Annotated in this window: 18 protein-coding genes; 10 read left to right on the forward strand and 8 right to left on the reverse strand. The window is 59.9% G+C overall.

Annotation, left to right across the window (positions count from 1 at the left end; translation table 11 throughout):
• Positions 1-15 precede the first annotated feature (15 nt).
• The 7 genes from trmFO to infC form a co-directional block, all read right to left on the reverse strand.
• Entirely contained in the window at positions 16-1,335 is a 1,320-nt protein-coding gene (trmFO, locus tag INF35_RS10280; RefSeq protein WP_193502177.1) for a methylenetetrahydrofolate--tRNA-(uracil(54)-C(5))-methyltransferase (FADH(2)-oxidizing) TrmFO, read from the reverse strand.
• A gap of 25 nt (positions 1,336-1,360) precedes the next feature.
• Positions 1,361-3,439: a type I DNA topoisomerase gene (topA, locus tag INF35_RS10285; protein WP_193502179.1), complete on the reverse strand. Its 2,079-nt coding sequence runs from the start codon at positions 3,437-3,439 to the stop codon at positions 1,361-1,363.
• A gap of 106 nt (positions 3,440-3,545) precedes the next feature.
• Positions 3,546-4,649 carry a DNA-processing protein DprA gene (gene dprA, locus INF35_RS10290; protein WP_193502181.1) on the reverse strand — a complete coding sequence of 368 codons (1,104 nt, stop codon included), beginning with the start codon at positions 4,647-4,649 and terminating at the stop codon, positions 3,546-3,548.
• A gap of 19 nt (positions 4,650-4,668) precedes the next feature.
• Positions 4,669-5,445, reverse strand: coding sequence for a TrmH family RNA methyltransferase (locus INF35_RS10295; RefSeq protein ID WP_193502183.1), 777 nt, complete (start codon positions 5,443-5,445; stop codon positions 4,669-4,671).
• A gap of 97 nt (positions 5,446-5,542) precedes the next feature.
• Complete coding sequence (gene rplT / locus INF35_RS10300) at positions 5,543-5,899, reverse strand: 50S ribosomal protein L20 (RefSeq protein ID WP_193502185.1); 357 nt, start codon at positions 5,897-5,899, stop codon at positions 5,543-5,545.
• A 52-nt stretch (positions 5,900-5,951) separates the two neighbouring features.
• Positions 5,952-6,158 carry a 50S ribosomal protein L35 gene (gene rpmI / locus INF35_RS10305; RefSeq protein ID WP_193502187.1) on the reverse strand — a complete coding sequence of 69 codons (207 nt, stop codon included), beginning with the start codon at positions 6,156-6,158 and terminating at the stop codon, positions 5,952-5,954.
• Positions 6,159-6,183: 25 nt separating this feature from the next.
• The gene (gene infC / locus INF35_RS10310; protein ID WP_207728312.1) at positions 6,184-6,687 is read right to left on the reverse strand and encodes a translation initiation factor IF-3; all 504 of its coding nucleotides are present in this window, start codon (positions 6,685-6,687) and stop codon (positions 6,184-6,186) included.
• Between the two features lie 403 nt (positions 6,688-7,090).
• On the opposite strand from infC, the gene INF35_RS10315 reads away from it, so the two are divergent.
• The 10 genes from INF35_RS10315 (at position 7,091) to INF35_RS10360 (ending at position 19,756) form a co-directional block, all read left to right on the forward strand.
• Positions 7,091-8,203 (forward strand): D-alanine--D-alanine ligase family protein, encoded by a 1,113-nt coding sequence (locus tag INF35_RS10315; RefSeq protein WP_193502189.1) that lies wholly within the window; start codon positions 7,091-7,093, stop codon positions 8,201-8,203.
• 3 nt (positions 8,204-8,206) lie between these two features.
• Positions 8,207-9,040 (forward strand): glutamate racemase, encoded by an 834-nt coding sequence (gene murI, locus INF35_RS10320; RefSeq protein ID WP_193502191.1) that lies wholly within the window; start codon positions 8,207-8,209, stop codon positions 9,038-9,040.
• A 20-nt stretch (positions 9,041-9,060) separates the two neighbouring features.
• Positions 9,061-9,516 (forward strand): DUF1934 domain-containing protein, encoded by a 456-nt coding sequence (locus tag INF35_RS10325; RefSeq protein WP_193502193.1) that lies wholly within the window; start codon positions 9,061-9,063, stop codon positions 9,514-9,516.
• Between the two features lie 49 nt (positions 9,517-9,565).
• Positions 9,566-11,326: an arginine--tRNA ligase gene (argS, locus tag INF35_RS10330; RefSeq protein ID WP_193502195.1), complete on the forward strand. Its 1,761-nt coding sequence runs from the start codon at positions 9,566-9,568 to the stop codon at positions 11,324-11,326.
• 1,742 nt (positions 11,327-13,068) lie between these two features.
• The gene (gene cuyB / locus INF35_RS10335; RefSeq protein WP_207728301.1) at positions 13,069-13,794 is read left to right on the forward strand and encodes a cysteate racemase; all 726 of its coding nucleotides are present in this window, start codon (positions 13,069-13,071) and stop codon (positions 13,792-13,794) included.
• A gap of 89 nt (positions 13,795-13,883) precedes the next feature.
• Positions 13,884-15,866 (forward strand): methionine--tRNA ligase, encoded by a 1,983-nt coding sequence (metG, locus tag INF35_RS10340; protein ID WP_193502196.1) that lies wholly within the window; start codon positions 13,884-13,886, stop codon positions 15,864-15,866.
• A 25-nt stretch (positions 15,867-15,891) separates the two neighbouring features.
• Positions 15,892-16,854, forward strand: coding sequence for a DMT family transporter (locus INF35_RS10345; protein ID WP_193502198.1), 963 nt, complete (start codon positions 15,892-15,894; stop codon positions 16,852-16,854).
• Positions 16,855-16,863: 9 nt separating this feature from the next.
• Positions 16,864-17,655, forward strand: coding sequence for a TatD family hydrolase (locus INF35_RS10350; RefSeq protein WP_193502201.1), 792 nt, complete (start codon positions 16,864-16,866; stop codon positions 17,653-17,655).
• Positions 17,656-17,689: 34 nt separating this feature from the next.
• On the forward strand, positions 17,690-19,429 hold the full coding sequence (locus tag INF35_RS10355) for a hypothetical protein (RefSeq protein ID WP_193502203.1): 1,740 nt from the start codon (positions 17,690-17,692) through the stop codon (positions 19,427-19,429).
• A 93-nt stretch (positions 19,430-19,522) separates the two neighbouring features.
• Complete coding sequence (locus tag INF35_RS10360) at positions 19,523-19,756, forward strand: methylenetetrahydrofolate dehydrogenase (RefSeq protein WP_193502205.1); 234 nt, start codon at positions 19,523-19,525, stop codon at positions 19,754-19,756.
• 169 nt (positions 19,757-19,925) lie between these two features.
• Here the strand turns inward: INF35_RS10360 and INF35_RS10365 are convergent, their stop codons facing one another.
• Entirely contained in the window at positions 19,926-21,293 is a 1,368-nt protein-coding gene (locus INF35_RS10365; protein WP_193502207.1) for a DUF6612 family protein, read from the reverse strand.
• Between the last annotated feature and the right edge of the window lie 45 nt (positions 21,294-21,338).

The raw sequence follows: 21,338 nt of genomic DNA on the forward strand, positions 1-21,338 counted from the left end.
CCCCTCTCTTTCAAATCATTGACACTGGGCAGGGCCTTCACTGTCGCGGACCCACCCGGCCATGGCCGCCTGCGCGGTCTCGGACAGAGCGGCATAGCGTTCCCGCTTGTCCCGGATATCGGGGCGCGGGGGCAGAATGCCCATGTTGGCGCCCATCGGCTGGAAATCTTTGTTGGCTGTGGTGATGTAACGGATCAGTGCGCCGCACATCGTGGTTTCCGGCGGGGGCGTCCAGGGGAGGCCCCGCAGCCGGGCATACAGGCTGCGGGCGGCCAGCAGTCCCGAGGCCGCGCTCTCCATGTAGCCCTCGAAGCCGGTGATCTGCCCGGCAAAAAAGACGTTGGGATGCTCCCGCAGGCAGAGGGCGTCGGTGAGTACCGCCGGGCTGTCCAGGAAGGTATTGCGGTGCATGACGCCGTAGCGCACAAACTCCGCATGCTCCAAACCAGGGATCATGGAGAAGACCCGCTTCTGCTCCCCCCACTTGAGGTTGGTCTGGAAGCCCACCAGGTTGTACAGGGTGCGGCCGGTATTTTCCGCCCGCAGCTGGACGTTGGCCCAGGGACGGTGGCCGGTGCGGGGGTCCCGCAGGCCCACCGGGCGCAGGGGGCCGTACCGGATGGTATCCGCTCCGCGGCCCGCCATCACCTCAATGGGCATACACCCCTCGTAGACGGTCATGGGGGTGTCGAAGTCATGAAGCGGTGCCCGCTCGGCGCTGACCAGGGCGGTATAGAAGGCCTCGTACTCTTCCTTATTGAAGGGGCAGTTGAGGTAGTCGGCTTCTCCCCGGCCATAGCGGGAGGCTGCAAAAATGCGGTCCATGTCCAGGCTCTCCGCCGTAACGATGGGGGCTACCGCATCATAAAAGCTGAGCCGGTGGCTGCCGGTGAGGGATGCAATGGCCTCCCCCAGCCTGCCGTCGGTCAGGGGTCCGGTGGCAACCAGAACGGGCCGGTCCTCCGGCAGGGAGGTGACTTCCTCACGGTGCACCGTGATGCCGGGGTGGTTTTCCACCATTTGGGTGACGGCCTCCGAGAACTTGTCCCGGTCCACTGCCAGGGCGCCGCCCGCCGCCACACGGGCGGTCTCAGCGGCGTCCAGAAGATGGGAGCCCATGGCCCGCATCTCCAGCTTGAGCAGGCCGGATGCCGAGTCGGGGCGCTCCGCCTTGAGGGAGTTGGAGCAGATCAGTTCGGCAAAGCCGGCGCTTTTGTGGGCGGGGGAAAAACGGGCGGGTTTCTGCTCGTACAGATCCACGGCCACACCATGGTCCGCCAGCCAGAGGGCGGCCTCACTGCCGGCCAGTCCGGCGCCCAGAACGTTTACTTGCATAGAGGTTCCTTTCCCATCGGGGAGGTTATTTTTTCTCCACCGGTTTTTCAAAGCCGCAGCCTTCCTTGGCGCAGTAGAGCATGCCCTTTTTCTTGAACAGCGTGGCGCCGCACTTGGGGCAGGTCTCGGGCACCGGCTCGTCCCAGGTCATGAACTTGCAGTTGGGATAGTTGCCGCAGCCGTAATAGACGCGGCCGCGGGCGCTCTTGCGCACCAGCATATGGCCGCCGCACAGGGGGCAGAGTCCGCCGGTATCCTTGACCAGGGGGCGGGTGTTCTTGCAGTCGGGGAAGCCGCTGCAGGCCAAAAACTTGCCGTAGCGGCCCGACTTGATGACCATGGGCTTGCCGCACTTGTCGCAGATCTCATCGGTGGGGATGTCCGCCACCTTGACCCGCTTGCCTTCCATGTTCTTTTCCGCGTTTTCCAGGCTCTTGGCAAAGCCCTTGTAGAACTCGTCCACCGTGTCCACCCAGTTGGCCTTGCCGTTTTCCACGGTATCCAGTTTCTTCTCCATATCGGCGGAGAAGGTCACGTCCACGATATCGGGGAACTGATCCAGCATAACACTGTTCACCGCCTGGCCCAGAGGAGTGGTGCGCAGCTTTTTGCCGTCGCGCTCCACATAGCCGCGGTCGACGATGGTAGTGATGATGGGGGCGTAGGTGGAAGGACGGCCGATGCCGTTTTCCTCCAGGGCATGGATCAGGGTAGCTTCGGTGTAGAGCGGCGGCGGCTGGGTGAATTTCTGGTCGGCATGGAGCTTTTCCAGAGGCAGGGTCTGGCCCTGTTCCAGGGGAGGCAGGGCGGTCTCCTTTTTCTCCTTGTCGTCGGTGGCCTCCTCATAAAGGGCGGTGTAGCCGTCAAAAGCCACCTGGTAGCCGCTGGCACGGAAGAGGTAATTCCCCGCCGTGATGCCTACCGAGACGGTATCCTGCTCACAGTCCGCCATCTGGCTGGCCATAAAGCGGCTCCAGATCAGACGGTAGAGCTTGGCGGTGTCGCCGGTCAGGCTGCCATCCACCTCGTCGGGGGTCAGACCCGGCACCGAGGGACGGATGGCTTCATGGGCGTCCTGGGCGGCGGTGGCGGAGCGGGACTTGTACTTGCGCTTGGTCTTGCAGATATAGCGCTCGCCCCAGCGGCCGCCGATATACTCCTTGGCCGCGGCCACCGCCTCGTCGGAGACGCGCAGCGAGTCGGTACGCATATAAGTGATGAGGCCGATGGCGCCGTGACCGGCGATCTCCACGCCTTCATACAGCGTCTGGGCGGCCCGCATGGTGCGGGTAGCCGAGAAGCCGTAGCGGCGGCTGGCCTCCTGCTGCAGGGTGGAGGTGATGAAGGGCGGCGGCGGCACACGGCGGCGGCGTCCCTTGTCCACCTGGGTGACGGTGTAGGTCTTGCCCTCCAGGGCAGCCAGAATGCCGTCGGCCTGGTCCTTGTTGGTGACTGCCAGCTTTTTGCCCGCGGCATCGGCGGCCAGCCGGGCGGTGAAGGCGGTGCGGCCCTGGCCGAACTCGGCGTCGATGTTCCAGTACTCGTCGGGGACGAACTTTTCGATTTCCAGCTCCCGGTCCCGGATCAGGCGCACAGCCACGCTCTGCACCCGTCCGGCGGAAAGGCCCCGGCGGACCTTGCGCCACAGAAAGGGCGACAGCTTGTAGCCCACCAGGCGGTCCAGCTCACGCCGGGCCTGCTGGGCATTGAACAGGTCCATATCGATGGCCCGGGGATGAGCCATGCCCTCCTGCACGCCTTTCTTGGTGATCTCGTCAAAGGTGACGCGGTTGGGCTGGGACGGGTCCAGCCCCAGTACGTTGGCCAGATGCCAGCTGATGGCTTCTCCCTCGCGGTCCGGATCGGTGGCCAGCAGTACGCCGTCGGCGTGCTTGGCCTCGTCCTTGAGCTCACGGACCAGCTTTTCCTTGCCTTTGATGGTGATATAGCGCGGCGTGTAGCCGTTCTCCACGTCGATGCCCAGCTGGGAGGCGGGCAGGTCGCGGATATGGCCCATGCTTGCCGTGACCTTGTAGTCTTTGCCAAGGTATTTGCCGATGGTCTTTGCCTTGGCGGGGGATTCCACGATGACTAACTTTGCCATGTGTGATGACACTCCTGTCTGAGGCCGCCGAAACAGCGGCGGCGCTGGTCTGCCGGAGCACAAACATCCGGCTTGATACAAATATGCCCGCCTGGAAACGATCTTTTCACCGGGCGGCTGTCAGGCTGCGTCCAGGCCCCGGCAGGGCGGCGCCAGCCAGTTCCAGTTCGGTATAGGCTGCCAGCACCTGGGCAGCGGGAAGCTGCGCGGCGCGGCAGATATCCTCCAGGTACATGGGGTCGGGGCCCAGCACCTCCAGCACCTTGCGTGCCGTGGGCGACAGATCGGAATCTGTATGGTCCCCGGGGTCATTTTGCCACAGATCGGCCTCCGGCGCAAGTCCCAAAACCCGGCAGACATCCTCGGCACTGCGGAGGATCCGCCCTCTGCCCTCCGCCAGCAGGGCGTTGGTGCCCGCGCTGGTATGGCTGAAAATGCTGCCCGGGACCGCCATGACGGGCCGGCCGTATCGCTCTGCATGGCCCACCGTATTGAGGGTCCCGCTGCGCAGGCTGGCCTCGCAGACGCACAGGACCTCCCCCATGCCCGCGATCAGCCGGTTGCGTGCCAGAAAGGTCCCCTGCATCTTGCCGGAAAAGCCCGGCGGGTACTCGCTGACCACTGCACCGCCCTGCTGCTCCATTTTCCCTCGCAGGGGCGCGTTGGCCGCCGGGTAGGTTTTGTCAATGCCGGTGCCCAGGAAGGCAATGGTCTCCATGCCGCAGTCCACGGCGGCCTTGTGGGCTTCTCCGTCCAGGCCGTCGGCCAGACCGCTGATGAGCACCACTCCCTGCTCTGCCAGTGCGCGGGAGATCTCCCCGCAGGCACGGCGGCCGTAGGGCGTGGGGCGGCGGGTGCCCACCATGGAGACATACCGTCTGCCGTTGAGGCAATCGGTGCGGCCTGTTACATATAATACAAGGGGAAGGTCGGGCAGGTCCAGCAGGCGCCGGGGATAGTCGGGGTCCTCCGGCGTCAGGATGGCCGCACCGATGGCTTCACAGTCGGCCAGCCGGTCCGACAGGTCGGCAGGTTCCAGCCCCCGGGCACGGGTCAGGGCGCCCCGGGTCAGGAAATCCGGCCGCAGCCCCGCCCGGATCTGGGTGTAAAAGCTGCGGGCATCCCCGTACCGTCTCAGGGCAAGGCCGGCCGACGGCGAGGCAATGCCCAGCACGTCAGTCATCCACAGCCAGTAGAGTATGTTTTCCATGCCTCTCCCCCGTTTCGGCTCAGCAGCCCCGGAAATGCCACAGCAGGACGCTGCCTGCCACCGCGGCGTTGAGACTCTCCGCCCGGTCGGTCATGGGGATCTTCACCGCCTGGTCGCAGGCATCTATGGCAGCGTCGGTCAGCCCCTGGCCCTCGCTGCCGATGACCACACAGAGTCCGCCTGCAAACTCCCGTCCCACCGTATCCAGCGGCACGGCACCACGCAGGGCGGTGGCCAGGCAGGTTACGCCCCGCTGCCGCAGGGCGGTGAGTTCCCCGGGCAGGTTCCGGGTGACAACCACCGGAATGCGCGCCGCGGCCCCCATGGAGGCACGCAGCGTCCGGGGAGAAAAGGGTGAGGCACAGCCCCTGTCCAGCAGCACCGCGTCAAACCCGAAGGCCGCCGCGCTGCGGATGAGGGTGCCCACATTGCCCGGGTCCTGCACCCGCTCCAAGGCAAGGATGCGCCGGGCACCGGCCAGGGCCTCGGGGCCGGGATGGGGCAGCTTAAACAGGCAGAACACCTGCTGGCTGTTTTTGGTGGAGGACAGCTTATCCGCCACGTGATCGGCCACCGGCCAGGTCACGCTGTCGAACTTTGCCAGCTCGGGCGTGCGGTCCAGGGCCCGCTGTGTGGCAAAGCAGGCAGTGCAGCGGCAGGCCGCCGACAGCTCCAGGCAGAGCTTTGGACCCTCGGCAAAAAAGAGGCCTTCCGCGGTGCGGCGCGCCTCCTCATCCCGCAGGCGGCAGGCGTGCTTGACTTTTTCGTTGTCTCGGCTGGTAATGGTCTCGTTCACTGATTTTCCCCGTATCCGCCGGGCAGGCCGGCTGTATTTTCCCCTATAACACAAAAGCGACGCACGCGTGCGCGTGCGTCTGCTTTGTCTTTATGATTTACGCCTGAGCCTTCTTGGCAGTCTCGACCAGAGCGGCGAAGCTCTGAGGATCGTGAATGGCCATCTCGGACAGCATCTTGCGGTTGAGCTCGATGCCGGACTTCTTGAGGGCGTTCATGAAGGTGGAGTAGTTCATGCCCTGGGGACGGACCGCATTGTTGATGCGGGCGATCCACAGACTGCGGAACTGACGCTTCTTCAGCTTGCGGCCGACGAATGCGTAGTTGCCGCTCTTCATGACGGCCTGCTTGGCCATGCGGAAATGCTTGCTCTTGGAGCCGTAGTAGCCCTTGGCCAGCTTGAGGGTCTTGGTACGACGCTTATGCGTCATGGTAGCGCCTTTGATACGTGCCATTGTATTCTATCTCCTTTATACTCTCGATATCAGTTCCCGAACCCGGATTGGCTCAGCCGCCGTAGGGCATCATCTTGCGGACGGTAGCCTCGTTGGTCTTGTCCACGTAGTGGTTCATACGCAGGCCGCGGGTGAGCTTGGTGGTCTTCTTGGTCAGGATATGGCGGCGCTTGGTGGCGTTGCGCTTGATCTTGCCGCTGGCAGTCATCTTAAAGCGCTTTTTGGCGCCGGAAAGGGTCTTGAGCTTCATTTTAGCCATTTTCAGTTTCCTCCTAAAAGCGTGTTTACTTGTTCGGGCTGGGCGAAAGGAACATCATCATGCTGCGTCCTTCGAGCTTGGGCTGCTTGTCAATGACAGCCTTGCCTTCAAGCGCCTCGGCAAAGCGCTTCTCCACGTCGATGCCCAGATTGGTGTGCGCCATCTCGCGGCCGCGGAACCGGATGGAGACCTTCACCTTGTGGCCCTGCTGCAGAAACTTGAGCGCCTGGTTCACTTTGGTGTTGAAGTCGTTGGTATCGATGTTCAGAGAAAGGCGAATTTCTTTCAGCTCGACGACCTTCTGGTTTTTACGGGCTTCCTTCTCCTTTTTCTGCATCTCGAACCGGTATTTGCCGTAGTCCAGGATCTTGCATACCGGGGGTTTTGCCTGCGGCGCGACCTTGACCAGGTCAAGATCACGCTCCTGCGCAAGACGCAGCGCGTCGCGTGGGCTCATGACGCCCATTTGCTGGCCGTCGGCGCCGATCAGACGGACCTCCTTGTCTCGGATCCGCTCATTGATTTCCAGTTCCTTGGAATTGCTGTTGCTGGCGATGGGAACACACCTCCGTCACAAATATCATTGGGAAATTGCATACAAAAAGCGGCTGCCAGTACCAAGCAGCCGCCAAACTCATACAAACGCACAATGCCCGCAAAAAGGGGAATCGCACTCCGTAATGACCCGGGATACTGTCCCTTATGGGATATCCGCAAGGTGAGCCGACGGCGTCCAACGCCGGTCGCTGCTTTTTTTACAGCGATTAGTTTACCACGCCCACCTGCCGATGTCAAGGGGCATTTCTCCGCCGCAAGTCAATTTTTTTGCGTAAAATCTATGGCAACGGGCGCATAAGTATGGTATGATAAGCTGAACATGCCTGCGCGCAGAAAAAACGCCGGGTATGTTATAGGAAGGGAGATATGCGTTTATGTCGAATTCGACTAACGATACGCTGCGCGTGGCGCTGTTCTTCGGCGGCGTCTCCAGCGAGCACGAGGTCAGCTGTGTGTCGGCTGCCGCCTGGGTCCGCGCCCTGTCTGCCGAGCCCTGCCGCAGCAAATACGAGGTGGTGCGCGTGGGCATCACCAAGGACGGCCGCTGGCTGCGTTTTGACGGCAGCGCCGACGCCATGGCCGACGGCAGCTGGGAGCAGGATGCCTCCTGCCGTCCCTGTGTGCTCAGCCCCGACCGCGGCGACCACGGCCTGCTGGAGTTTGCCCCCGACGGCACCGTGACCCGCATCCGCATTGATGTGGCGGCTCCCGTGCTCCACGGCAAAAACGGCGAGGACGGCACCATCCAGGGCCTGTTTGAGGTGGCGGGCATTCCTTATGTGGGATGCGGCGTGCTGGCCAGCGCCGTCTGCATGGACAAAGCCGTGGCCAACACCATGATGGATGCCTCCGGCGTGCCCCACTGCCGCTGGTGCTGGGCCCCCGCCGAGGAGGCCGATGACCCCGAGGCCCTGTGCAGCCGGGTGGAGAGCGTTCTCAGCTACCCCATCTTTGTCAAGCCCGCCAACGCGGGCTCCAGCGTGGGCATCAGCAAGGCCGCCGACCGGGAAGCCCTCAAAAAGGCCGTCCGCGTTGCCCTGGCCGAGGACACCAAGGTGGTGTTTGAGGAGTTCATCGACGGGCAGGAAGTGGAATGCGCCGCCTTCGGCAATCCCGAGACCGGCGTCACCGTCACCCGTCCCGGCGAGATCCTGGCCGGCGCCGAGTTCTATACCTACGACGACAAATACAAAAACGGCGTGTCCCAGGTCCTCATCCCCGCCCGCCTGAGCGAGGAGAAACTGGATGAAGTTGCCTCCCTGGCCAAAAAAGCATTTCTGGCCCTGGGCTGCACCGGACTTTCCCGCTGCGATTTCTTTGTGGAAAAGGGCACCGGCCGCGTGCTGTGCAACGAGCTGAACACGCTGCCCGGCTTTACCGCCATCAGCATGTACCCCAAGCTGATGGAACACGACGGCGTGGGCTTCTCCGACCTGGTGGACCGCCTCATCGGTCTGGCGCTTGCCAAAAGAAAGGGTGCTTATTGAGCTATGGATAACCGTCCCATCGGCGTATTTGACAGCGGCCTCGGCGGCCTCACCGCCGTGCGTCAGCTTCGGCGGGTACTGCCCGGCGAGGATATCGTCTACTTCGGCGACACCGGCCGCGTGCCCTACGGCTCCCGCGGGCGGGACATCATCGTCCAGTATGCCCGCCAGGACATCGGCTTTCTGCTGTCCAAGGATGTGAAATTCATCGTCGCCGCCTGCGGAACGGTCAGCTCGACCTACCCGCCCGCTGAGGCTTCCCAGCTGCCGGTGCCCTTCACCGGCGTGGTGGGCGCCACCGCCCGCCGGGCCGCCGCTACCACCAGAAACGGCCGCATCGGAGTCATCGGCACCCAGGCCACCATCCGCAGCGGCAGCTATCAGCACCTGCTGAAGGAGCTGGTGCCCGGCGCCCAGCTGTTCGCCAAGGCCTGTCCCCTCTTTGTGCCGCTGGTGGAAAACGGCTACATCAACGAGGGCAACCCCGTCACCCGGCTGGTCATTGCCGATTACCTCACCGAGCTGCGGGACACCGGCATCGACACCCTGATCCTGGGCTGCACCCACTATCCCCTGCTGGAAGGCTTTATCCGGGAGTTCATGGGGCCCGACGTTGCCCTCATCGACCCCGGCAAATCCACCGCCGATGCGCTGGTGGATGCCCTGGACGCGCTGGAACTGCTCAGCGGCAGGACCGAGGGCGGACAGGCGGAATTTTACGTCAGCGACACCACCGAAAGCTTCGCCGAGGCGGAGGCGCTGTTTCTGGGCAAATACGGCGGCGGCCCCGTGACCCAGATCGCCATTGAGCAGTACGCTTGGCCGCCCAAACCCTAACACAGGCAGGTAAACAGAACATGGAAGAAAATTATCTGATCACGATCAAAGGCACCATGGAGCAGGACGGCCACAGCGACAGTGTGGAGTTGATGACCCACGGCAGCTTTTTGCAAAGGGACGGAAATTTCTATATCATATATAAGGAGACCGAGGCCACCGGCTACGACGGCTGCACCACCACGGTCAAGATCTCGGAGGATGCCCGCCGGGTGGCCATGATGCGCTATGGCAAGGCCCAGAGCCAGCTGGTCATCGAGAAGGGCACCCGCCATCTCTGCCACTACGAGACCGGCTACGGTGCCGTCTCCCTGGGCGTTGCCGCCGATGAGATCGAGCATGAACTCAATCAGGAGGGCGGCCACGTCAAGTTCAGCTACACGCTGGATTCGGGCAGCGAGGACTTTATCAGCCGGAATCTGGTGGACATTCACGTGACGCCGCTGCCCCGGCCGGAACCGGACAGCGTCTCGTGACGCCCAAAGACCAAAAGAATTGTAAATACTGCAAAGGAGAGCGTTTTTCATGACCGATTACCGCAACTACAACCCCCGCAAGACTGCGCTGGACGCCGCCCGCGACCTGCTGACCAAGGCTGCCTGCGCCGCCATGGATGCCGGTGCCCTGCCCAAGACCGATCTGCCGGATTTCATTGTGGAGATCCCGGCCGACACCAAAAACGGCGACGTGGCCGCCAACCTTGCCATGGTGGGCGCCCGTGCCTTCCACAAGGCACCGCGCCAGATCGCCGAGGCTGTGGTTGCCGCCCTCGATCTGAACGGCAGCCTCTTCGCCCGCGTGGAGATCGCGGGCCCCGGCTTCATCAACTTCTTCCTGGGCGACGGCTGGTTCACCTCTGTGCTGCGCGCTGCCTGCGCCGGCCAGGACTACGGCCGCACCGATGCAGGCAAGGGCAAAAAATATAATGTAGAGTTCGTCTCCGCCAACCCCACCGGTCCCATGCACATGGGCAACGCCCGGGGCGGCGCCTTGGGCGACTGCCTGGCCGCCTGCCTGGACTGGGCCGGCTACGATGTGACCCGCGAATTCTACATCAACGATGCGGGCAACCAGATCCAGAAGTTCGGCAAAAGCCTGGCCATCCGCTACCTGCAGCTGTACAAGGGCGAGGAGGCCTGCCCCCTGCCCGAGGAGTGCTACCAGGGCGCCGACATCATCGAGCGTGCCAAGGAGTTTGCCGCCGTCCACGGCGACAGCTACGTCAACGCCGATTTTGAGGAGCTGAAAGAAGCCATCACCGCCGACGCTCTGCCCAAGAACATCGCCGGGCTCCAGCGCGATCTGGGCAAGTACCGCATCGAGTACGACGTGTGGTTCCATGAGAGCACCCTCCATGAGAGCGGCGCGGTGAACGATATCGTTCAGCTGCTGCTGGACAAGGGCGCCTGCTACAAGGCAGAGGACGGCGCCATCATGTACAAGAGCGCCCAGTACAGCTCCAAGTACGGTGTGGCCAACAAGAAAAAGACCGACGACGGCACCGAGGAGGAGGCCAAGGACGAGGTCCTGGTCCGCGCCAACGGCATTCCCACCTATTTTGCCGCCGACATCGCTTACCACTACAACAAGCTGGCTGTCCGCGGCTTTGACAAGGCCATCGATGTCTGGGGTGCCGACCATCACGGCCACGTGGCCCGCATGAAGGGCGCCATGGACGCCATCGGTCTGGACGGCGACCGTCTGGATGTGGTACTGATGCAGATGGTCAACCTCATCCGCGACGGCAAGCCCGTCCGCATGAGCAAGCGCACCGGCAAGGCCATCACCCTGACCGATCTGCTGGACGATGTGCCCATCGATTCCGCCCGCTTCTTCTTCAACCAGCGGGAAAGCTCCTCCACCCTGGACTTTGACCTGGACCTGGCCGTCAAGAACGACAGCGACAACCCGGTCTACTACGTTCAGTACGCCCATGCCCGCATCTGCTCCATCCTGAAAAAGCTGGAGCAGGAGGGCGTCACCTTCCGCGGTAGCGACACCGTGGATGCCTCGGTGCTGACCGATCCCGCCGAGCAGTCCCTGCTGCGCCTGATCGCCGCCTTCCCCGCCGAGATCGCCGCGGCCGCCGAAAAGTATGACCCCGCCCGCATCACCCGCTACACCATCGACGTGGCCAGCGCCTTCCACCGCTTCTACGGCGCCTGCCGCATTCTGGGTGCCGAGGATGCCGTCCAGCAGGCCCGCATCGCCCTCTGCCTGGGCGTCCGCGACGTGCTGCGCAACGCTCTGACCATGTTCAAGATCAACGTACCCGAGAGCATGTAAGGCAAAAAGCATCGTTTTACCGTATAAATGCAACAAGCCCGCAGACCAATGGCCTGCGGGCTTTCTCGTTTAGGTACACCGAACAAATTTATTATACCATATCTGTCAATGTACTTTCAACTCAATTTATGCACAAATAAATCCTTGTAAGGTTGTCGGGTTTGCGAATAGACGTTCGCCTAAGGCCGTGGTATAGTATAGTCACAGAAAGAAAACAGCCGGAGATAAGGAGATAGAAACTCCAAGAGCCCACTTCTCAAAAGGTTCGGCTACAAAGTTTTGAAGATCTTTTCTAAAGGCTTAAGGTCAATTTCATTGAAAGTTTCTTTCTAAAAAACATACCGAGGAAACAGGGAAAACAAAGTAAATCAAAAGAAGCAGAATCGAAATTCTAAAATTCAAAAGCTTGTTTCAGAATCAAAAATTTCGGAAGAAATAACTGAATTTGAAAAAGGCAGATGAATCAAAGAAAATTGATGAAGTGGAAGTTGAAAGAAATGAAAATTCCGGAAAGAATCGGATATGCAGAGAGAGATGCGATGGAATACCTTAAAAGTTCCAGAAAAGGAAAACTTCAAAATCAGCCGATGGTTTTTGACAAGTTGTAACAAAGAGGCACGCCGGCAGGATTCGTAAGGAAGGAGGCTCAGGTCCCATGGCAAACTTTAAAGATCCCATTCATCACCGGCAGGCCTGGGCTTGCTGAGACAACAGAAACCACATCAAGAGCCGCAGGTCATAACCTGTACAGAAGCTAACAAATGATGCTTTGGTTCTGAAAATGATCAAAATGCAATCCCAGGGCCTGTCAAATCAGACAGCTTTATATAGATAGATGAGAAGACGAACGAAGGGTGAAAATCCAGATAGTCCGCCAAACTGAAAAGCAAAATCTTACCTTTAAGATAAAGCGTAAAGTTTCATCTAACTGAACAAGGAGTTACTCCAATGTACTAGAGTAAAGAGGTTCTTCCTCTCAGCATCAAATCCCCAAAACCCATTGCAGGAAATCTCAGATCTTCCCGGTTCCACAGATGCAGGGTAAGTAACGAACGATTGAAAATACGTTGACAAAGTGTCCTGAAGTTTCAGGCCGGAGCCACTCCCAGATGTTCCGAGATAGTTTCAAAGACACCGCAGGGTACAGAGTTCCAGGTAAAGCAAACTGGTCAAATACAAACGATTTTCCTCTTCTCTTCCCCCAGGCAAATAACGAACGACAGGGTGATCGGTAAAATCTTCTGAACTGTATAGGCAGAGACCCTTGAATCTCAGCCTGATTCCAGCAAAGTTTCTGGTAACCATTACAAGCAAATTCCAAAGGTTTTTACCAAATAAGAGTTTCGGCAAATCAAATGGGTTCGATCCACATCTAATCTGGAAGAGGTAGCTCATGAAAATGAGTGAACAGTCCGAAAAATAGTGAATCACGGGTATGAGGCTATGACTCCGAAGATGTAAGACCGGCGGGGCGCACAGAAATGTGTGCCCCGTCTTTTTGCGTTTTTTCTGATTTGCTGTCTGACTGCCGCTTTTTCTTCTCCAGATCCAAACTCACCTTCCCTGCCATGCGCAGAGAATTCCTCGGGCGCTCCCCTTTGTTCCGGCCTTCGGGTGTAATCCGGCTCCAACAATCCGAATGGTTTTACCGCCTACCGAAGCCACACGGTGGGCATTTTTCTTGCATATTTTACCGGAGGGCCGTATAATAAGGGTATTAGTCAAAAATGGGAGGTGTGCGCATGCCGATACTACAGCCGGGCAAACATCCAGTGCTCGGCATTCTGGGCGGGCTCGGCCCTGCTGCAAGCTGCTATCTATACCAGATGCTGATCGATCACACCCCTGCCACGTGCGACCAGGATCACATTGATATTGTGATCTCCTCCCGCGCATCGACACCGGACCGCACAGCATTTATCGTGGGAAAGAGCAAGGACGACCCCTTCCTTGTCATGGAACAGGACGGAAAAAGTCTGGTGGCCTATGGTGCCACCGTGCTTGCCATTCCCTGCAACACCGCACACTATTTTTATGACCGTCTTGCCGCAGCTTTGCCGGTCCCCGTACTCAATATGCCCCGCCTCACCGTAGCAGAGGCCAGGGCTGCCGGATGCAAAAAGTTGGGTATCCTTGCCACTGACGGCACCCTGCTGGCGGAAACCTACCAGCTGATGTGCGCCGAGGCCGGCGTCGAGTGCGCTGTCCCCTCCCCCGAGCACCAGCGCGGGGTAATGGCAGTCATCTACGACCAGATCAAGCACGGCAAGCGTGCCGACATGAATCTGTTCAATGCCGCGGCCGACGACCTGAAGCGTCAGGGCTGCGACATGGCCGTGCTGGGCTGCACCGAACTCAGCCTGGTCAAGCGTGACGAAAAGCTGGGCAGCTTTTTCATCGACAGCACTGAGGTGCTGTGCAAAAACGCCCTGCTGGCCTGCGGTGTTCAGCCCATCGGCTTTGACTGAGAGCCGTGTTCTCTGATTTGCACATTCTCGCGCACTGCGCGCAGTTTCCCGGACGCCGGGCAAATGTTTTTTAGGAAGGATTTGAAACGATGGACAACAAAAAGTTTTACATCACCACCCCGATCTACTACCCCAGCGATAAGCTGCACATTGGTCACAGCTACACCACCGTTGCCTGTGACGCCCTCGCCCGCTACAAGCGTGCCCAAGGGTATGACGTGATGTTTTTGACCGGTACCGACGAGCACGGCCAGAAGATCCAGGACAAGGCCGCCGCCAAAGGCGTGACTCCCAAGCAGTATGTGGATGAGATCGTGGCCACCGTCAAGGATCTGTGGAAGACCATGGATGTCAGCTATGACCGCTTCATCCGCACCACCGACGACTACCACGTCAAGAGCGTGCAGAAGATCTTCACCGCCCTGCACGACAAGGGCGATATCTACAAGAGCACTTACAAGGGCATGTACTGCAAGCCCTGTGAGAGCTTCTGGACCGAGGCCCAGCTGAAGGACGGCTGCTGCCCCGACTGCGGCGGTCCCGTCTACGAGGCTGAGGAGGAAGCCTACTTCTTCAAGACCAGCAAGTACGCCGATCGTCTGCTCCAGTGGTATGAGGATCACCCCGACTTCATCCAGCCTGCCACCCGCAAGAACGAGATGATTGCTTTCATCAAGCAGGGCCTGCAGGATACCTGCGTCTCCCGTACCAGCGTTTCCTGGGGCATTCAGGTGCCTTTCGATCCCAAGCACACCATCTATGTCTGGATCGACGCTCTCTCCAACTATATCACCGCCCTGGGCTACGGCAACGACACCTACCACGACTACGACAAGTACTGGCCCGCCGATGTCCACATGGTGGGCAAGGAGATCCTGCGTTTCCACACCATCATCTGGCCTGCCATGCTCATGGCGCTGGATCTGCCTCTGCCCAAGAAGGTCTTCGGCCATGGCTGGCTGCTGCTGGGCGGCGGCAAGATGAGCAAGAGCAAGGGCAACGTCATCGACCCGGTCAAGCTCTGCGACCGCTACGGCGTGGACGCGGTGCGCTACTTCCTGCTGCGTGAAGTGCCCTTCGGCAACGACGGTTCCTTCACCAACGAGGCCCTCATCAACCGCATCAACACCGACCTGGCCAACGATCTGGGCAACCTGCTGTCCCGCACCGTGGCCATGTGCGAGAAATACTTTGGCGGCACCGTGACCGCCGAGGGCCTTACCGAAGAACTGGATACCCAGCTCAACGATCTGGTGGCCGCCCTGCCCGCCAAAGTGGACGCCGCCATGGAGGCTCTGGATGTACCCCAGGCTCTCATCGCCATCTTTGAGGTGGTCCAGCGGGCCAACAAGTACATCGACGAGACTGCCCCCTGGGTGCTGGCCAAGAACGAGGCGGACAAGCCCCGTCTGAACACCGTTCTGTACAACCTCTGCCGCGCCCTGCACAGCGTGACCATTCTGCTGGAGTGCTACCTGCCCAACACGGCGCCCAAGATGGCTGCCCAGCTGGGTCTGACCGGCGACGAAGTCAAATTCGACGCCCTCACCTCCCACAAAGAGAGCTACACCGTCCACAAGGGGGAGGCCCTGTTCCCCCGCATTGATGTCAAGGCGGAGATTGCCTATCTGGAGGCTGAGGACGCCAAGCGCAAGGCGGAAGCCGAGGCCAAGGCAGCCGCTGCCGCCAAGGCGGAGGCTACCCAGTCTGAGCCCGCCGCCGAGATCACCGACCACGAGGCCGAGATCGACTTTGATACCTTCTGCAAGGTGGAGCTGCGCGTGGCTGAGATCCGCGCCTGCGAGGCCATGAAGGAGAGCAAGAAACTGCTGCACCTCACCGTCTTTGACGGCGAGCGGGAGCGCTGCATCCTGTCCGGCATCGCCAAGTGGTTCAAGCCGGAGGATCTGATCGGCAAGAAGGTAGGCATCGTTGCCAACCTGGCCCCCCGTCCCATGATGAAGGGCAAGTACGTCAGCGAGGGCATGATCGTGGCCGCAGACACCGAGGACGGCGGCTGTGCCATCGCCTTCTATCCCGATTCCGTCAAGGCCGGCAGCCGCATCCACTGACGGACGTATCCGGGAGTGTCCTGCCTTGACTGAAACCAACCACAATCCCGGGGCCAGCCGTCTGGACGCCCTCTTTGCTGCGCCTGCGGCGGCTGTGATCCTGGCCATTGTCTGCAACTGTCTGTGGGGGTCGGCTTTCCCGTTCATCAAGATGGGATACCGGCTGTTTGCCATCGATAGCGCCGACACGGCGTCCATCCTCTGCTTTGCGGGGGTGCGCTTTATGCTGGCGGCGGTGCTGGTCTGGCTGTGCGGGCTGGCCCTCAACCGCCGTCCCCTGCCCATGCCCAAAGGCCGGGTTCTTGCCCAGTGCTGCGGGCTGGGGCTCTGGCAGACTGCCCTGCAATATTTCTTCTACTATTCCGCCGCTGCGGCGCTCACCGGCGCCATGGGCGGCATCCTCAACAGCACCCAGAGCTTTCTGGGCGTGATTCTGGCTCACTTTGTCTACGGCAAGGCCGACCGAATGACCCGCAGCAAGGCTCTGGGCTGTGTGCTGGGCTTCGGCGGCGTGCTGGTTGCCACCCTGGGCGACCACGGCGGCGGCAGTGCCTGGGGCATGATCGCCATGCTCACTGCCTCGGTGATCTTTGCCTTCGCCGGGCCGTGGAACAAATCCGTGACCCAAAAGGCCGACAGCTTTTCGGTCTGCTGCATCAATCTGGGTGTGGGCGGGCTGGCACTGGCCGTCGCGGGTTTTGCCATGGGCGGGCGTCTTGCCCCCCAAAGTGCCGCCGGGCTGCCGGTGCTGCTGTTCCTTGCCTTTATCTCGGGGGCCGGTTATGTGCTGTGGGCGCTGCTCATGAAGAACAACCCGGTATCCCGCATTGCGGTGTTCGGGCTGTTGATTCCCGTTATCACGGTGCTGCTGTCCGCCCTGCTCAACGGCGAAACGCTGATGGACTGGCGGTATCTGGCCGCTCTGGTGCTGGTCTGCGCCGGCATCTGCCTGGTCAACCGCCGCACTGCCCCCTCCCAAACCACTTGAGGAACCTCTATGAACGAGATCTACGATACCCATGCCCATTACAGTTCCCGGCAGTTTGATGCCGACCGGGACGCCCTGCTGCAATCCCTGCCCCAGGCCGGAGTGGTGGGGGTGCTGGAATGCGCCACCCACTCGGGGGACGCGCCCTCGGTGCTGGACCTGGCCCGGAAGTATCCTTTCGTGCACGCCGCCCTGGGCATCCACCCCGAAAGCCTGGGGGAGGAAGATGCCCCCACCGTGGCCGTCTACGGCGGGGACTGGCGGGCCGAGCTGGCTGCCATGCGGGAACTATATGACGACCCGCAGGTGGTGGCGGTGGGTGAGATCGGTCTGGACCATCACTGGCCGCTGCCTGCCCGGGAACAGTACGACCTGTTTGAGGCGCAGTTGCAGCTGGCGGCGGAACTGGATTTGCCTGTCTCGGTCCACGACCGGGAGGCCCATGCCGAGACCTACGAGCTGCTGAAAAAATACCGTCCGCGAGGAGTGCTGCACTGCTACAGCGGCAGCCCCGAAGACGCGGCCTGGCTGGTGGCCCAGGGTATGCATCTGGGCTTTGGCGGTGCGGTGACCTACAAGGGGGCCAAGCGGGCGGCCCGGGTGCTGGCAGCCATCGACCGCAGCGCCGTGGTGCTGGAGACCGACTGCCCCTACATGGCGCCGGAACCGGTGCGCGGCCGCCGCAACGACAGCCGCAACATTGCTCACGTGGCAGCGTTCATCGGGACGCTGTGGGAGATGGATGCCGGTGAAGTCCTGCGTCTGACTGCGAACAATGCCCGCAGCGTGTTCGGCGGGTGACTACTTTCATTCCATAATCAGGATGTGTCCTATCATGTTAACTGACTTTTTGCCTCACAAGCCTGACCCGCGCCGCTGGTTTGCTTCGGAGCGCACTGAGCTTTCCGCCATGAAGCGCCCCGCCACTGCCGCGACCCTTTTGCTGGCTGTTTTGTTTGTCTTTCAGTTGGGATTTTTGTGCTGGTGTAACCTGACCCAGTGGCAGAGCCATCTGGACGGCGATTCCTCCACCCAGATTGTAAAAGTTCTGGAGATCTGGAAAGCCGGTTCCCTATCCCTTTCCAACTGGAACGATACCACTACCCTGCTGCTGGATATGCCCCTTTCCCTTGCAGCGGCACTCATGCCGCTGTTCCGTGATCCGTTTTTGTCATATGGCGTCAGCAATATCATCTGGCTGATCTTGTTTGTATACGGCATCTGGCAGTTGCTCCGCCGGGCCGGATGTACCATTGCTCTGCGTCTGCTGGCATTGTTTTTGATTCTGACCCCGTACAGCTACACCGAAGTACTGGGTTATGCCAACTGCCTGCTGGTACAAAGCGCCTACTATCTGGTGCGCGCCGTGTACATGGTCTATCTGCTGTACAGCCTGATGCAGCTGTACCGGAAAGAACGCGGTTTTGGTCATCTGATCACCTGGTTGTTCACTATGGGGTTGGGCGCCTGGATCGGTATGTCCAGCGGCACATTTATGCTGTTGCTGGTTCTTCTGCCGGTGATCGCGGGATTTGTGGTCCGCGCCTTTGCCGCCGACCGTCCGCGGCTGCTGCTCTCTTCCGGGAGTGTATTCCTCATCTTGAATCTGCTGGGTTTTGGCGCCGGTTATTTTGTCCAGCGCAATGTCGTTCATTTTTCTTCCCGCGATTCCATCATTGCCTGGAACAGCTACACTGAGTTTCTTTCCAACCTTTCCAAGGTCATCCAGGGTTATCTCAAGCTCACCAACGCTTTACCTGCCGACGGCGGCGTCATGATTTTGAGTTCCGAGGGTATTGCATTCGGCATCGCTTTTGTCGTGTCCATGGTCATTCTGGCTGGCACTCTGCTCTGTCTGTGGCGGATCAGCCACGCACCTTCCGCCGCCTGCCATGCCGCCGGGAACGAGCGCGGATTGTTGTTTTCCGCTTTGCTGAGCATTGTGGGTGTGGATACGCTGATTCTGGTTGGTGCCTCCCTGGCTTACGGCGAACTGGTATATGAAAGCCGCTACCTGATTTTCCTGTTGATTGCTTCGGTTCTGCTGCTGCCTCTCTGCCTGCCCTGGCTCAAACGGGCCGGCGGATTGTATGTTCCCGTTCTGTTTTTGGTCACGGCCCTTTGCGTCGTCAACGCCTTTTTGTGCGACGCAGGGTATGTGTCCCATCCAAGCTATGATTTTTCCTATGCCAAGACCGTAACCAATGCCTTGAATGCGGCTTATCCCGATGTAAAAATCGTTTACATGGTGACAGACGATCATGACCGCAAGGTCCTGCGTACCGCCGATTCCAACAAGGTTTACCGTATGGTCACCGGTAACTATAACCCCGGTGACTACACCTACTATAACGATGGCACCGGCTTGGAAGCCGGCAGCTTGCTGCTGGCCACCGATGCCCAGTATGCGGCAATGCCTGCGGAACTTTCCTCCCGCTTTGTCAAGACGGATATGCCTCAGTTCTGGCTGTATCTTGACAAAACCGGTTACAGTACCAACGACCCCCAGCCCTACTCGGTGTATTACTGTGCCGACGGCGGCATCGATTTGACCAGCCTGCCCGTTACCGACTGATTTGTGGGAACTTTCGCGGCCGTTCCATTTGACACCGGCCGCGATCCCATATATCATAGAGAAAAACAAACCAATACTTCAGGAGTGTCGTTTATGAAAGCACGCATCCCCAAACATCGCGAATTCATCATTGATTTTCCCCAGGATGTCCCCGCAGAGAAGGCCAACGAGGGCTGGGACAAGCTGATGGCCATTGTGGAGGACTACAAGAAGTCCCACAACGGTCAGTCGGTCTATTCCCCCACCTTCATTGAGGACTGCGAGCCTGCGGTCAAAAAGCTGCAGGAGGAGTACGGCTTCAACTACAAAGTCGAGGAAAGCAAGTAACTCCAAGCCGGGCGGATCTTCGGATCTGCCCGTTTTTTGATGCCGAAGATTTTCCACAGTTTCCACCAGAACCTCTTCTCCATCATAAAAGCACCGCCCCACAGGGAAATGAATTCCCGCGGGGCGGTGCTTGTTTGGTTTTAGGATTGGTGTGATACCCGTTCTCCGTTCAGACCGCCTGAGTGCCGGAACCGCCGTCCAGGTGGGCCAGGTCATAGGGCATGACATAGTCCAGCAGGGCGCAAATTTCCTCCCAGCTGCCGCTGCCGTCCTTCTCCGCGCCGCCGTCCTGAATGCGAACGACGATCCACGGATAGTTCACCGCCTGCGCGGTGACCTGATCCTCCAGATAGGCCCAGGCAAAGTAGTTGGCCGCCCGGAGGTCGTTCTCCTCATACTCGATCCACATGATGCTGTAGAGCAGGGTATCCGACTCATAGTAGTTGTCATAGGGGTACTGGTCGGGGTGGTTCTCCATGAGTTCGGTATAATATCCGTCGATCAGGCCAAAGTCGTTCTGGTCAATGGTGGTATACATCTGATATTGGACGGTGCGGTCCAGCTCCTCACTGTAGAACGTCACCATATCGTAGTTCATGCCGGAGACTTCATAGCCTTCCGGTGTGGCAATATCCATATAATAATTGCCTTCCCGGATGGTATAGATGCCGTTGCCGTTATCCGGGTTGCCCTCGGCCAGGCGTGCAGCCTGCTCGGCAGCCACATGGGCCTGCGGCGGCAAAGCGGGGATCTCCTGGGGTTCATAGGAGGTATAATCACAGGTCATGGTAAAGTTGCTGACGGTATAGCTCATGCCGGAGCCTTCCAGCATACTGTTCATCACAGCATCCAGCCCTACAACGGAATATTCCGTCCGAATGGGCAGATAGGTCTCCTTATTCACATACATCCGCACGTCAGCACTCACACCGGAGAGATCCGCCTGCTCCTGAAGCGTATCCTCCTGCTCCTGCGAGCCGGCCAGTTCCCCCAGCATACCGTCCAGAATCGGGCTCAGGGTATCCCCGGACAGTGTTCCCACCAGGCATATTGCCGGGGTCCCGTCCAGCTCCTCCACTTCCTTGTCAAAGGTCAGGTTTTCCGGATCGTCAAACTGCACCGCCGTGCCTGCCTGTACCATGGAAGTGTCGGCGTCGGCGCACATCCAGATATCGTCGCTGTGAAGGTACTGCACCATTTTGCCATCCTCCTCCAGGAGGTAGCTTTCCAGCGTCATGGGTACCCGGATTCCCATGAGTTCATAGCTCATTTCCAGATTCATGTAGCCCTGCATGGGGTCGGGAGAATACACCAGCGACTCTTCCACAGACACCGTGGTGTCCACCTCCATGCCGCCCATCCCGATGGAAAGTTCCATCTGACCTGTGACAGAAGCCGCTGTGCAGGGGGTTTCCGACATATTGGCTGCCACGCGCTCGGCTGTCTGCTGGGGAGACATGGGCATGCAGCCCTGCATGGAGAGCAGCAGCGCAGCGGTCAGGGTTCCGGCTGCGGTGCGCAGAAAAATCCGTTTCATGTGATCCACTCCTTTTTATCCTTGCCTGCCTTGCCATACAGTGCA

This window comes from Gemmiger gallinarum, assembly GCF_014982805.1.
GTDB lineage: Bacteria > Bacillota > Clostridia > Oscillospirales > Ruminococcaceae > Gemmiger > Gemmiger gallinarum.